The 15,232-nt window shown below is 41.5% G+C and carries 9 protein-coding genes; all 9 read left to right on the top strand.

Annotated features, from left to right (window positions below; all coding sequences use genetic code 11):
* Window positions 1–67: 67 nt before the first annotated feature.
* The 9 genes from ACT3CD_RS12610 to ACT3CD_RS12570 all read left to right on the top strand — a co-directional run bounded on the left by ACT3CD_RS12610 (window position 68) and on the right by ACT3CD_RS12570 (window position 15,119).
* Window positions 68–1,024 (top strand): pectinesterase family protein, encoded by a 957-nt coding sequence (locus tag ACT3CD_RS12610; protein WP_444645992.1) that lies wholly within the window; start codon window positions 68–70, stop codon window positions 1,022–1,024.
* A gap of 353 nt (window positions 1,025–1,377) precedes the next feature.
* On the top strand, window positions 1,378–2,565 hold the full coding sequence (locus ACT3CD_RS12605) for a glycoside hydrolase family 88/105 protein (RefSeq protein ID WP_444645991.1): 1,188 nt from the start codon (window positions 1,378–1,380) through the stop codon (window positions 2,563–2,565).
* 98 nt (window positions 2,566–2,663) lie between these two features.
* Entirely contained in the window at window positions 2,664–3,644 is a 981-nt protein-coding gene (locus ACT3CD_RS12600; protein ID WP_444645990.1) for a pectinesterase family protein, read from the top strand.
* Window positions 3,645–3,709: 65 nt separating this feature from the next.
* Window positions 3,710–5,419, top strand: a complete 1,710-nt coding sequence (locus tag ACT3CD_RS12595) for a glycoside hydrolase family 28 protein (protein ID WP_444645989.1) — start codon at window positions 3,710–3,712, stop codon at window positions 5,417–5,419.
* Window positions 5,420–5,843: 424 nt separating this feature from the next.
* On the top strand, window positions 5,844–6,593 hold the full coding sequence (locus tag ACT3CD_RS12590; protein WP_444645988.1) for a rhamnogalacturonan acetylesterase: 750 nt from the start codon (window positions 5,844–5,846) through the stop codon (window positions 6,591–6,593).
* 377 nt (window positions 6,594–6,970) lie between these two features.
* On the top strand, window positions 6,971–10,165 hold the full coding sequence (locus tag ACT3CD_RS12585) for a SusC/RagA family TonB-linked outer membrane protein (protein WP_444645987.1): 3,195 nt from the start codon (window positions 6,971–6,973) through the stop codon (window positions 10,163–10,165).
* Window positions 10,166–10,177: 12 nt separating this feature from the next.
* A complete protein-coding gene (locus tag ACT3CD_RS12580; protein WP_444645986.1) occupies window positions 10,178–11,980 on the top strand; it encodes a RagB/SusD family nutrient uptake outer membrane protein in 1,803 nt (600 codons plus the stop codon).
* A gap of 25 nt (window positions 11,981–12,005) precedes the next feature.
* Window positions 12,006–13,559 carry a DUF4957 domain-containing protein gene (locus ACT3CD_RS12575; RefSeq protein WP_444645985.1) on the top strand — a complete coding sequence of 518 codons (1,554 nt, stop codon included), beginning with the start codon at window positions 12,006–12,008 and terminating at the stop codon, window positions 13,557–13,559.
* Window positions 13,560–13,685: 126 nt separating this feature from the next.
* The gene (locus tag ACT3CD_RS12570; RefSeq protein WP_444645984.1) at window positions 13,686–15,119 is read left to right on the top strand and encodes a pectate lyase family protein; all 1,434 of its coding nucleotides are present in this window, start codon (window positions 13,686–13,688) and stop codon (window positions 15,117–15,119) included.
* The last annotated feature ends 113 nt before the right edge of the window (window positions 15,120–15,232 follow it).

The following is a 15,232-nucleotide window of genomic DNA, read 5'->3' as shown; positions in this document are numbered from 1 at the left end:
CCACGACCTAAACGATGGTTCCTGTTATCTTGCAATGGGAAAATGTAAGTTTAAATAGATGTTTATTATGGTTTGGAAATTGGTATTGATAACAATTGCTTTTTTCTTGCCCCCGTTTAATTCGCAGGGTGCTATTGTGACCGTTTCAGCCAACGGACAAGGCGACTATGTCTCAATTCAGGCTGCAATTGATAACCTCAGAGCTTTTACGCCACAAGCGCATGTTATTTATTTGAAGCCCGGGATTTACAAGGAAAAAATTGAGATTCCTACCTGGATGACGAGTTTAAGTATTTTGGGTGACGACGCTAAAACCACAATTATTAGCTGGGATGACTATAGCGGAAAAGTTTCGGGTATGACGACCTTCACTTCTTATACAACGCTCATAGCAGGTAATGATATTTATGTGAAGAATGTAACGTTCCAAAATACGGCGGGCCGTGTGGGGCAGGCGGTGGCCATTCACGTTGAAGGGGATCGTGTGGTGTTTGATAATTGTCGTTTTCTGGGTAATCAGGATACCGTTTATCTTGGGCGCGAGGGCGCCAGACAGTTGTTTCATAATTGTTATGTTGAGGGTACCACCGATTTTATTTTCGGCCCGTCCACAGCTGTGTTTAATCAGTGCATCATTCACAGTAAAAGCAATTCCTACATAACAGCCGCTTCTACACCAGAAAAAATTCCATTCGGGTTGGTTTTTATTGATTGTAAACTAACGGCTGACGAGGGTGTTAACCGTGTTTATTTGGGCCGTCCGTGGCGTGATTATGCCCGTACGGTGTTTATTAATTGTGAAATGGGAGCGCACATAGTTCCTGTTGGATGGCACAATTGGCGGCGTCCTGAAGCTGAAAAAACTGTTTTTTATGCGGAATCAGGTTCTTACGGGCCTGGAAAACCATCCGGCAAGCGAGTGGCATGGGCCCGGCTGCTAACGGAACAGGAAGCTGACTCCTATACGGTGGATAATGTTTTGGCCGGATTTGATCTTTGGAAACCACAAATGGTTTTGAAGTGAGGGTGTATCCATTGATGTGCTGTATTTGCAGCATTTCAGAGAGAAATTATGAATGGTGGGTTTATTCGACCAATAATAAAAGTTAAAGAATAATTGTTTTAATGGGGTTTAATATTGTAAAATGGGGCATACAAACTGGTTCATATTATCTTAAAAAATAAATAATTCGAGTATATGAAATGAGCATGAGAGTAGTCTCTCATAAAGGTGAATGATTATCCCGGCGAGTTTCATATGGCAACTGAGAAACAAATGATAAACAGATGAAACGAGCCATGGGAATTACTTCACACACAGGAGTATGATTAATTCCGGCGAGTTTCATGTGGCAAAAACAAACAAATTATACACACATGAAAACACTAAACACTTTTTTAATTGGCGGACTGATGACGGTATTGGCCTGCTCGTGTGGCGGCAATACGAATGAAGCGTTGTTAACCGCTGAAAAAATGGCGGTGAGTGACATGGCCAGAAATCCGGAACCATGGATGATTGATTTTCGTGAAAAACCAAAATGGGAATATACGCACGGATTAATGATGAATGCTTATTTGGCGTTGTACCACGAAACTAACAATGAGGCTTATCTCGACTATGTAAAGAAGTTTGCCGATATGTTTGTGAATGAAGACGGAAGCATTAAAACATACAAACAAACTGATTATAATATTGATCGTGTGAATCCTGGTAAGTTTTTAATTGAGTTGTATCAGATTACCGGTGAAGAGCGATTGCTCAAAGCAATAAATCTGTTGCGTGATCAAATGCGTCAACATCCGCGGATTGAAGCAGGCGGTTTTTGGCATAAAAAAATATATCCCAACCAGATGTGGCTCGATGGTTTGTATATGGGAAGTCCATTTTTGGCGCAGTATGGTAGTGTATTTGGCGAATACGACGTCTTTGCCGATGTCGCACTTCAGTTTCGTTTGGTTAATACTAATATGTACGATCCCAAAACAGGTCTTTTCTATCACGGCTGGGATGCCAGTCATCAACAGCAGTGGGCAGATCCCGAAACCGGTTTGTCGCCCAATTTCTGGGGCCGTAGCATGGGATGGCTTGCAATGGCTTCCGTGGATGCCTTGTCGTGGTTTCCGGAGGCGCATCCTGATAAAGCATTTATGATTGAGATGATTAACCGCATAGCCGAAGGAATGGTTCGTAATCAGGATGATGAAACCGGTTTATGGTGGCAGGTGTTGGATCAGCCCGGACGGGAAGGTAACTATCGCGAAGCAACGGTTTCGTCTATGATGGTTTATTTCCTTTTGAAAGGGGTACGTCTGGGCTATTTGGATACCAAATATCTTGAGAATGCCAAAAAAGCGTATGCTGGTATTATGACCCATTTAATAAAGACCGGCGAAGATGGAAGTCTTAATCTTACTGAATGTTGTGCTGTGGCTGGGTTGGGTGGTAATCCTTATCGCGATGGCAGTTACGAATACTATGTGAATGAACGTAAGCGTGATAACGATCCTAAAGGTGTTGGGCCTTTCATCCTGGCTGCTATTGAAATGAGTAAGTTGAAATAAAGGAGGTTTATATTTGGTGTTGAAATGTTGGATGAACAATCTGTTATTCTGTTCGAAAGCAACCTGGAAACTACGTTTATCTGATCAAAATAATTATAATGAAGTTTTTAGTATTTGTAGGCTTGATGATGACTTTTGTATGGTTGCCCGTTATGGGGGATGAACAGAATGCTCATTTTGTAGTGGCAGCCGATGGCAGTGGCGACTTTGTATCGGTGCAGGATGCTATTGACGCGGTACCTCATTTTAGAAAGGTGGAAACAATCATCTTCATTAAAAATGGGGTTTATAAGGAAAAGTTGATACTCCCGCAGTCAAAAAATCGGGTGACACTAATAGGAGAGTCGAAAGAAGGAACGATTTTGACCAATGATGATTTTGCACAAAAGAAAAACAGGTTTGGAGAGGAAATGGGAACTACGGGGTCTTCCGGTTTTTTTGTCTTTGGGGACGATTTTCTGGCCCGTAACATAACATTTGAAAATTCAGCTGGTCCTGTTGGCCAGGCCGTGGCTGTTCGTGTTTCTGGCGATCGGGCGGTGTTTGATAATTGTCGTTTTCTGGGTTTTCAGGATACGCTTTATCCAAATCAAGATGGTAGTCGCCAGTTTTATCGTAATTGTTATATCGAAGGAACGGTGGATTTTATTTTCGGGTGGGCAACGGTGTGGTTTCAGGGATGCGATATTTTTTGTAAAGCGCCTGGTTATGTAACGGCTGCTTCAACAGAAAAAGAAAGGGCCTATGGTTTTGTTTTTAATAAATGTCGGGTCACCGGCGATGCCCCTGCCGGAACGGTATATCTTGGACGTCCATGGCGTAATTATGCCCAAACAGTTTTCATCGATTGTTATTTGGGTGATGTTATCCATTCGAAAGGTTGGCATAACTGGAATAAGAAAGAGGCGGAAGTAACAGCTTTTTATGCAGAGTATGGCACTAAAGGGCCTGGGGTAAAAGGAGAGAGAGCAAAATGGGCGCATCAACTTACAAGCGAACAAAGGTCGGCCTATACCATTGAAAAAGTGTTGGGTGGCGATGATAATTGGGATCCGCGTGCACGATTAAATGCAAAATAAATATAACGTTTAAACCATATGGAGTTGGCATGTTTACGGCCAATGACAAATTAAAAAACTATGGCATGGAAAATTATTATTTGAAAATGATGAAGACCGGTACACTGCTAACACTGTTGATGAGCGTGATAACGTCTTGTTCGTGTCCCGGGGCCTCGCAGTTGGCTGATGGCGATGACTGGGTTTATGAAGGCATTGAGTTTGATATGCCCAAAGTGTCTGAACCGGTTATTCCTGATAATTCGATTTATATTTCAGAAGTTGGTGCCGTTTCTGACGGCGCAACATTAAATACCGAAGCGTTTACCGCTGCCATTGAAAAGCTGAGCGTTAAAGGTGGGGGGAAAGTGATTGTGCCTGCCGGTATTTGGCTTACCGGGCCCATTGTAATGAAAAGTAATATCGAAATTCATTTGGAAGAGGGAGCTGTGGTTCGTTTTAGCCCTGATTTCGATTTGTACCCACTCATCAAAACCAATTTTGAGGGATTGGAAACTTATCGTTGCATGTCGCCTATTCATGCACACAATCTTGACAATATTGCCTTTACGGGTAAAGGGGTTTTTGATGGAAATGGCAATGCCTGGCGACCTGTTAAAAGAGGTAAAATGACCGCTGGTCAGTGGCGAAATCTTGTTAAATCAGGGGGGGTGCTGAATGAAAAGGGTGATACGTGGTATCCTTCCGAAAAATCGATGCGAGGCGATACCAATGATAATTTTAATGTGCCCGATTTTTCAGATAAGGCGCAGTACGAAGCTGTTAAAGATTTTTTAAGGCCTGTTATGGTGAGTATTGCTAATTGTAAGCGAGTCTTACTTGATGGACCAACATTTCAGAATTCACCGGCGTGGAACCTTCATCCTCTTATGAGTGAGGATGTTGTTATTCGCAATCTTACCGTTCGAAATCCATGGTACTCCCAGAATGGAGATGGACTGGATTTGGAGTCGTGCAAAAATGTGCTTATCTATAATAATAGTTTTGATGTGGGCGATGACGCTATTTGTTTTAAGTCGGGGAAGGATGCCGATGGACGTAAGCGAAATATTCCGACCGAAAATGTTATTGTGAAAAATAACGTGGTTTACCACGGGCATGGGGGCTTTGTTATTGGTAGCGAGATGTCGGGAGGTGTGCGTAATGTGCACATTTCAGACTGTACTTTTATGGGAACCGATGTGGGGCTTCGTTTTAAAAGCACCCGTGGCCGCGGAGGAGTAGTTGAAAATATTTATATTTCAGATATTAATATGATCGATATTCCCGCCGAACCCATCCGTTTTAATTTGTTTTATGGTGGGAAATCGCCGGTGTTGGATGATGGGAATAACGGACTTTCAGCCGATAATGAGGTGCAACTGATGCCAGTAAACGAAGAAACACCGTCTTTTCGTAATATTTATATGAAAAATATTGTGGCCAACGGATTCGGTGATGCCGCTTTTTTTATGGGGTTGCCTGAGATGAAACTGCATAATGTACGTCTGGAAAATGCCTTGCTGCGGGCTGCGAGAGGTATAACCATGGTTGACGCGCAGAATATTGAGTTGGTTAACGTCCGGGTTGAGGCAGAGAAAGGATCAGTTGTTACCATTTTTAATAGCAGCGAGATTAGTCTTGAGAACTTTAAATATCAGCAACATGAATCACCTGTATTGGTGATTGCGGGAACGAAGTCTTCCAGTATTTTCTTAAAGCAAGAGGATTTTACCCAACCTGAATCTCAGATTGAAGTCAGAGGCCAGCAGCCAGACCCCATTATTTGGAAGTAATAGTGATTTTTTAGTGGTCTGGCGATGAAAGGCCGGGATTGTGTTTTATGTTACAAGGTTTGTAGAACTACGCAATTTTTAGAATTGGAAGTTCTTGTTAGGTGTGCAGTATAACAGGGGAAAGTTGTTATTAAAATTTCTCTGTTATATTGCATTTCCAGTTTAAAAGTTTTTAATTTGACTCTGTTTCTAAGTATAACTATTGTGCTATGCTGTCCTCAATATGACCATTTATTGGTGTCAGGGTTCATTTCAAAAGTTTTAGTGTATTTCTTTTTGCTGTAGCTGGATTGCATCGGATCATAAATACCATAAAAAATAAACACCATCTGAGTACGATAGTAAAGTTCTTGCGGCTTGATTATTTAAATGAATAATAGATTTTTACCTTATAATAGTGTTTTGTAATCGTATTTTATCGACAATGAAAATTTTTAATTTGTTAACTGTTTCTTTTTTGTTAATGACAGCGATAGCTTGTCAGACAGACAAGAAGGATATTACTGTTTTTTTGGCGGGTGATTCAACTATGGCCAATAAACCGTTTAAAGATGGAAACCCAGAAAAAGGCTGGGGTCAGATGTTGCCGCTTTATTTTAATGAAGGGGTGAAGGTAGACAATCATGCCCGTAATGGTCGTAGTACCAAGAGTTTTATTGACGAAGGCCGGTGGGACAGTCTTTTGGTTAAGGTTCAGCCGGGCGATTACGTCATTATTGAATTTGGGCACAACGACTCGAAAGTTAAGTCGCCCGATCGTTATGCTGAAGCTAACACAACCTATGCCGACAATCTGCGTCGTTTTGTGGGCGATGTTCGGGCCAAAGACGCTACGCCCATTTTGGCAACACCTATTGTTCGTCGTAAGTTTGTGGACGGTGAGTTGGTCCCTACACATGGCGATTATCCGCAGGCTATGCGTAATGTGGCCAATGAGATGGAGGTTATTTTGTTCGACTTGAATCAGGGTACCCGCGAAATGGTTAGTCGTTTTGGAGAGTCGTTATCTGAAAAATTGTATTTGCATATCGATACTCTGGAATATACTAATATGAGCAAACCCCGAATTGATAATACCCATTTATCGCCCTATGGCGCTTGTAAAGTTTGCGATATAGTAAAGAAAGAAATAGAGACCAAGGTTCCTGATTTAGCTGCTTTTTTGAAAGACTAATTTTTGGGCTGACGTGCCTTAAAAATCCACCACCGGAGTATTCCGGTGGTGGATTTTTATTTATGTATTCATTCTGCGAGTGTTTTCGTTGTATGAGACATGATAGTCTTAATAAATGATTTTTTTTGTGACGATTATTGATTCTGTTGTATTATATTGAAAAATAGTGTTTTGTTATTTTGTGTCAGGTCTGTGTTGATGATTTGTAACGGTTTTTTCGATAGTCTATCTACGGTCTGGGAGTTTATTTGTGTATAAATTGCACATAATAAGTTAACGATTGTTACTCTTGCCGATATATCATATTGATTAAACACAAAGTGAGTACGAGTAGATATCAGTTTAAATTTAATTAATACATCTAAGTCATAATTGCTATGAGAAAAAGAAACTTTTATCGTATGTTGTTTCTGTTAGGTGCATGGATCTTTGGATTATCCATGTATGCTCAGGAAAGCAGGCTGGTTAGTGGGAGGATCACGGACACTGACGGTGAACCCCTGCCAGGTGTAAATATTATTATTAGAGGCACTACCAATGGTACTGTTTCCGATTTTGATGGAAACTACAGTTTGGAGGTATCCAATGCTCCGGGAGCTGTTTTAACCTTTCGGTTTATTGGGTTTAAAGAAAAGGAGGTGGCTGTGGGAACACAATCTACCATAAATGTGTCATTGGAGTCTTCTTCCATAGGGTTGGAAGAAGTGGTGGCCATTGGCTATGGAACAGTTAAGAAACGTGACATCACTGGCTCAGTGGCCTCGGTAAGCGGTGAAGCGCTCCAAGCAATACCGGTGGCTTCGGCTGCTGAGGCTATAACAGGTAAACTAGCCGGTGTTCAGATCACGACCACCGAAGGATCACCCGATGCTGAAATGAAAATCAGGGTTCGAGGCGGCGGCTCCATTACCGGCGATAATACACCTCTGCTAATTGTGGATGGTTTTCCGGTGGAAACTATTTCTGATATTGCGCCTTCTGATATTGAGTCAATCGACGTGTTGAAAGATGCTTCATCTACAGCTATTTATGGTTCTCGTGGAGCCAATGGTGTTATTATTATCACAACAAAACGGGGCGCAGAAGGCAAAGTTTCGGTGAATTATAATGCTTACGCTGCCTGGAAAAAAATGGCCAATAAACTGGACGTTCTTGATTCGTACGATTATGTGAAGTGGCAGTATGAAAGGGCTCAACTGGCAGGTGAGCCTGAGAAGTATACCGATTATTTTGGTAATTATCAGGATATGGATCTTTATAAGGAAGTGAATGGTAATGACTGGCAGGATCAAGTTTTTGGACGCACCGGTTTTACTTTTAATCACAACCTCAGCATTACTGGCGGGAATGATAAAACAGCCTATGCTTTTAACTACGGTCATATTGATGATAAGGCGATAATGCAAATGTCAAGCTATAAGCGGGATAATTTGACTCTAAAGCTGACTAATCGGCCTCATAAAAAGGTGAAATTGGATTTTTCAATTCGTTATTCCGATATCGAAATTGAAGGAGGCGGTGCCAATGAGCAGAATGAAGTCTCCTCGGCCGACTCCCGTCTGAAATATGCCATGATTTATCCACCTTTCCCTGTTCCCGGATTAACAGACAATGATGAGGAAGACCAAACTTTTAGTCTGTATCACCCTGTTCAAGCCTTGGCCGATAATGATCGCTTGCAAAAGCGTAAAAGTTATAATATGAACGGTAGCGCGAGTTGGGAGATGATAGATAATTTAACGATTAAAACAGATGTTGGTCTGGACGATTACCGACGTTCCGATGACCGGTTTTACGGCGTTACGACTTATTATGTGAAAGACCGACCGGATGCCGACTATAAAGGAATGCCGGCCATTGAGTTTGATAAGCAGGAACGTCAGACTTTTAGAAATACAAATACGGTTAATTATAGTTTTGATAATCTTTTAGCGGCAGAGCATCGGTTGAGTGTGCTGGTTGGTCAGGAATACATCATACGCAAGCAGGAAGAGCATACGACTATTGTTCATGGTTTCCCAATGGCGTTTACCTTTGATGATGCCAGATCGTTCTCAGCTCAAGGCAAAGCTCATTCAATTGAAAATTATTTAAGTCCTGATGATGTGTTGTTATCTTATTTTGGTCGAACGAACTATTCCTTTCAGGATAAATATTTATTGAGTGCTACATTCAGAGCTGATGGGTCTTCCAAGTTTTCGAAAGACAACCGCTGGGGGTATTTCCCTTCTGCCGCTGTGGCATGGCGTATTACCTCCGAACCATTTATGGATGGGGTTAAAACCTGGCTGGATGATTTGAAACTTCGTTTGAGCTATGGTACGGCCGGTAATAATAATATTCCGTCAGGCCAGTTGGTGCAGACTTTAGAAGTTAAAACAACTAATTATGTCGATGGCTACGATAGTTACTGGGCAGCTTCGAAGACTATGGCCAACCCCGATTTGAAATGGGAGACAACCATTACACGTAATATCGGATTGGATTATACTATTTTAAGCGGTCGGTTGAATGGCTCGCTGGAATTGTATCGAAATACAACCGAGGATTTATTAATACAGTTCTTAACACCTGGTTCCGGTTACGATAACCAGTATCGAAATATGGGTGAGACACAAAATCAGGGGTTGGAAGTTTCTGTTAATTGGATCGCTTTGGATTTGCCTGATTTTGGTTTAAGCTTTAGCGGTAATATCGGGTTTAATCGCAATAAAATTGTCTCCTTAGGACTAATGGATTCCTTTACCGGAACTTCAGGTTGGGCTTCTTCAGAAATAGGAGCCGATTATTATGTGACTAAAGATGGCTCTGTTGGCGCCATGTATGGGTATTTGAATGATGGTCGTTATGAAGTGGACGACTTTGAAGGTTATATTGATGGTGTCTGGGTGCTGAAAGATGGTGTGGTTGATAGTTCTCCTATTGTTGGGACCGTGCGTCCCGGTACCATGAAGCTGAAAAATGCAGGTGGTGATGAGACGATTGTCGACGCTGACGACCGGACTATTATTGGTGATGCCAATCCGCTTAATACCGGCGGTTTAACCATTAATGCAAGGGCTTATGGTTTTGATTTATCGGCTGCTTTTAACTGGAGTTATGGCAATGACGTTTATAATGCCAATAAAATAGAGTATACTTCTACCAGTAAGTATCACTCCCGGAATATGATAACGACCATGGCGGACGGCAAGAGATGGACGAATCTATTATCTGATGGTACCATAAGCAATGATCCCGTGCAGTTGGCCGAAATGAATCAAAATACAACGATGTGGTCGCCTTATATGAGTCGTTTTGTGTTCTCTGACTGGGCGGTTGAAGATGGTTCATTCCTTCGATTGAATACCTTGACATTGGGCTATACCTTGCCATCTGATTTGGTTAAGAGGGTTGGAATCAGTAATCTTCGTTTTTATGCCAGTGGTTACAACCTCTGGTTATGGACCAATTATTCAGGTTTTGATCCTGAGGTGTCAACCCGTCGTAAGACTCAATTAACACCGGGTGTTGATTATTCGGCTTATCCTAAGAGCCGTTCGTTTGTGGTGGGTATGAATTTAACTTTCTAATTATAGTACATTATGAAAATTAAAAGCTTTATATATAGAATATTGATGGGGGTGTTTCTTGTCGGTGGCATGAGTGCCTGTGAAGATACCCTTGAGGTGGAGACAAAATCTACGCTGGAAGAATCGGTCATTTTTTCAAATCAGAGTTTGGCCGAGGGTGCTTTGGCCGGTATTATACATTCTTTTGGCGAAACAAATTCATACCGTGGTCGTTATTTGGTTTACTATGGTATGAATACTGATGTTGAGGTCTATAATTCTCTTAAGAATATTGACGAAGACAAGGCGCGTTTGTCTAATTATAACACTAATGCAAACAATGGCCAAATGGATACCGAAAATAATGCCTGGGCTAAGTTTTATGAAGGGATCGAACGAGCCAATATTGCCATTCGGGGCTTGCGGTTGTACGGTGACGTTGAAAATGATCCGGACATGGCCCAGATTCTTGGCGAGGTACTAACTTTACGCGCCGTTATTTACAACGATTTACTTAAAGCATGGGGAGATGTTCCGGCCCGTTTTGAGCCCGTTAATGCCGAAACGATCTATTTACCTCGCTCAGACAGAGATGTGATTTACAAACAATTGTTGGCTGATCTGGATGAGGCTGCTGACCTTGTTGCATGGCCGGGTGAAACTGAGGTTACCACGACAACCCAGCGAATCAACAAAGCCTTTGTTAAAGGATTAAGAGCGCGTTTGGCGCTGGCTGCCGGTGGCTATGGCTTACGTGCCGATGGAACAGTACGTCGCAGTGTTGATCCTGATTTAGCCCCCGAAAAAATGTATCAGATAGTAAAAGATGAGTGCATGGATATCTATTTGAGCGAAACGGCTTCTCTCGAGACTTTTGAAGGTGTATTCCGATCTCTTCACCGTGAAGATTATGTGGCCGGTAAAGAAATATTATGGGAAATACCTTTTAATGAGGGGCGTGGTCGTGTTATTTATGATTTGGGCGTAAAACACGTCACAGTTGATAATTATACCGGGCAGGCAAAAGGCGGAACCGATGGCCCGAATCCGGTTCTTTTTTACGATTATGACAAAGATGATGTACGTCGGGATATTACCTGTATCCCTTATGAATGGAATGAAGGCATGCAGGTTCCAACCAGTTTGGGGAAATGGTATTTTGGGAAATTTCGTTATGAGTGGTTGTTTGAAGAAGCGGGTCGCCGCGTTACCGCACCTAATGATGATGGTTTGAATTGGATTTATATGCGTTATTCGGATGTGCTGTTAATGTTGGCTGAAGCAATTAATGAATTGGATGGCCCGGACGATGCAGCGCCTTATTTACGTGAGGTGCGGGAAAGAGCTTTTTCCGAAAATCCGGAAAAAGTTGACGCTTTTATGACGCAGGCAACGGCCAGTAAGGACGCCTTTTTTAACGCTATTGTTAATGAACGGGGGTTTGAATTCGCAGGCGAGATGTTGCGTAAATCAGATTTGATTCGTTGGAATCTTTTGGGTGAGAAATTGGCTGAGACAAAGACCAAATTACAACAGCTCGAAAATCGCGAAGGGATGTATGCGTCGTTGCCCGAAAAAATATATTACAAAACGATGGACGATGGTGAAACACTCGATATATATGGCCTTGAATTTGGCGATACCGATGATAAAGGTGCTGATGGCGGTTATACCGAAAATAAAACATGGACAATGGTGTCAAGTGACGATAAAATTACGTATTGGGACGCTTTATATATGAAAGATCCTGATGCTCAACAGTACTGGCCAATCTGGCAGACATTTATTGATACCAGTAATGGCATGTTGAATAACGATGGTTATGGTTTTAATTAATTATGAACCCCGAAAATTTTAAGCAATGAATAAATTATATAAAATTCCTGTTTTTTTATTGGGATTGATGGTTTTGACGGTCGTCGCAGCCTGCTCCGATGATATCGATCCTGAAATTACAGAGGTGGAGGTGAGCCAACTATTCTCGCCGGTAGATTTAGAGGTGCGTGTAAAAAATCAAATACAGGTACAGTTGAACTGGACAAAGAACTCTAAAGCGGTTAGTTATACTGTCGAATTTTATAAAGCAGATACCACCGATTTTAGCGGAACGTCGGTTAAGGTTTTAGAAGGTATTACCAATGCCGATTTGCCTTATATTGTAGAGGGCTTTGACGGCGAGACTACTTATGCTGTTAGAGTAAAAGCAGTGGGAGAGGATATTCTCGATTCAAAATGGACGGCTGCTATGTTTACCACAGATTTTGAACAGATTCTTAATCCCCTGACCAAGGCTGATATCGGAACTTTTGACGTGACGGTTAGTTGGCCCGAAGGCGAAGAAGCTGATTATTTCTGGGTGATGCCCGGTGAGATCAAACGTCCGATTTCCGACGATGAGATTGCAGCCGGTGAGCTTACTATCTCAGGTTTAACAGCTGAAACCGACTATACAGTAACGATGTATCGTGGTGATAGTAAACGTGGTGTTTTAAATTTTGAAACATGGATTGATCTTTCAAGTGCAATAGTTGTTCAACCTGGCGATGATGTTGCAACAATTATAGGAAATGCTGAGGCCGGGTCAAAAATTGCTTTTGAACCTGGTGTATACGATGTAGCCGGTAATATTGAAATTAATAATTCGGTGGGTCTGTTTAGTGCTTCATCTACTGAAAAACCTGTTATTAATGGTGCTGTTTTTAGGATGAAATCCGGTGCAGGACTTCGTTTAAGAGAATTAATTCTGAATGGTAGCACTTCAGATGGAAATCAGGTTATTGTTTATGACGATAACGATCCTGATAACATTTATCCTGCCGTTTCAATTGAAGATTGTGAAATATCTGATTATGTGAAAGGGGTGTTTTACGTGAGTAAAGTAGCTTTAATTGAGTCGGTTAGCATTACTGGCACCACCTATGCTAATGTTGAATGTGTCGGTGGCGATTTTATTGATTTCCGTCAGGGCATGACACGGCAGTTCACTTTCCGTAATAATACGGTTTATAATTGTGCTTTGGCACGTGATTGTTTTAGAATGGACGCCGGCGGATCATCTAATTTCCCGGAAGAAAATAGTGAGCTTTTCATCGAGAATAATACTTTTTATAATGTTTCAAACGATGGAAAGCGTATCCTTTATATTCGTCTGGCTTCTCATGCCATTCATATTAATAAAAATATTTTTGCTGAGACGGGCGCTTATTATTCCAACCAATCTGCGACTACGGTGGTCGAAATGGATGCTAATAATTATTTTAACGCGGAAGGGTTTTATAGTGAGAATACCGTTACCGATACTGGAAAATACACCACTGTCGATCCCGGTTTTGCAGATGCTGAGAATGGTGACTTCACCATTTCAAATGAAGATTTAATATATTATCAAATTGGAAGCTTAAATTGGATCGATTAAGATTTTGGGTTAAAATTGGAGGGACGGAATTATCCGTCCCTCTTTTAATTTTGGGATGACACGGTTTATTCATGAAAATGGTAAGCAAGGGGTACATTCGACTTTATAAAAACAAAATATCTAAGAATGAAAATATTTGATTTGTTGATTCTTTTGTTGTTAATGGTTTTTGCGTTAGGATGTTCTGACGATAAATCGCCTGTTGAAGAAGAGGAAATTACGGAAGAGTATGTTCCGGACAGAAGTGAGATTCCTGCCTTCCCTGGTGCGGAGGGTGGTGGTAAGTACATCACAGGAGGTGCTGCTGGTGAGGTATATATTGTGAATCGCCTGGATGATACTTACGATACAGGAACGTTACGTTGGGCTTTGGACAAAAGTGGTCCTCGCACGATTGTTTTTGCGGTTGGTGGCGTCATTGAATTATCCCGAGAATTGAAAATTTCAAATGGCGATTTAACCATTGCAGGTCAAACAGCTCCGGGTGATGGTATTACCATTAAAAATTATGCACTACGGGTGGACGCTGATAATGTTATTATTCGCTTTATGCGCTTTAGGATGGGGGATGAAGCAGCAGCAGAGTCAGATGCTATTTGGGGCCGTAACCATAAAAATATTATCATAGATCATTGTTCAATGAGTTGGAGTACTGATGAATGTGCTTCATTTTACAATAATGAGAATTTTACTATGCAATGGTGTATTGTTGCTGAAAGTCTTAACGAATCTGTTCACGATAAAGGAGCCCACGGCTATGGAGGTTTATGGGGTGGTTATAATGCCACTTTTCACCATAATTTGTTGGCACATCACAAAAGTCGTAATCCCAGGTTTTATGGGTTAAGAGATGGTATTACACGCGAAAGAGCCGAAATGGTTAATAATGTAATTTATAATTGGGGCGAAAATTCGTCTTATGGCGGTGAGGGTGGCGAGTATAATATTGTCTCAAATTATTATAAGGCTGGCCCAGGTACGGTGAAGCATCCTGACCGAATTTTTGAACCTTACAAGGAAACGGTATATGGTCGTTTTTATGTGTCAGGCAATTATGTTGATGGTTATGCTGATGTTACCAATAACAATGTTTTAGGAATTGATTTAAATGCCGGAGGTTCGGTGGATGATGTCATTGCTGAAAGTCGGTTTGATATTATTCAGGTGAGCCCTGAAACGGCTGAAGAGGCCTATCAAAATGTGATTTTACATGCCGGGATGAGTTTAGCTCGTGATGCTGTTGATTTGCGTATTGTTAATGAAGTTGAATCAGGAACGGCTACTTACGGCGGCGTTTGGGGTGATGCAATGGGTATTATTGATACGCAGTCAACTGTTGGAGGATGGCCTGTATATGATTCGGGAGAAGCTGCCGTTGATAGCGATGGCGACGGAATGTCAGACGATTTTGAAATAAAAAATGATCTTGATGCCCAGGATGCTTCCGACGGTAAGAAATATACTTTGAGTGATTCATATACCAATCTTGAAATCTACTTAAATAGCTTAGTAAGCGATCAAATTGATTTTGGCGTAGCAGATGAAGTAGACGGTTTGTAATGGGAAATAATACCTTCAGATAACCGTTCTTTGGATATTGCAATGAATCCTGGGTGAGAATGATTTTATGGTAGTGACGTTATTTTTTATAGATGTCATTACAAGCGGAATGA

The organism is Geofilum sp. OHC36d9 (genome assembly GCF_052400685.1).
In the GTDB taxonomy this organism is placed as follows: Bacteria; Bacteroidota; Bacteroidia; order Bacteroidales; family Marinilabiliaceae; genus CAZHHH01.
The sequence above is the reverse complement of the archived record's forward strand: the minus strand, read 5'-3'. Positions and strand labels throughout refer to the sequence as shown.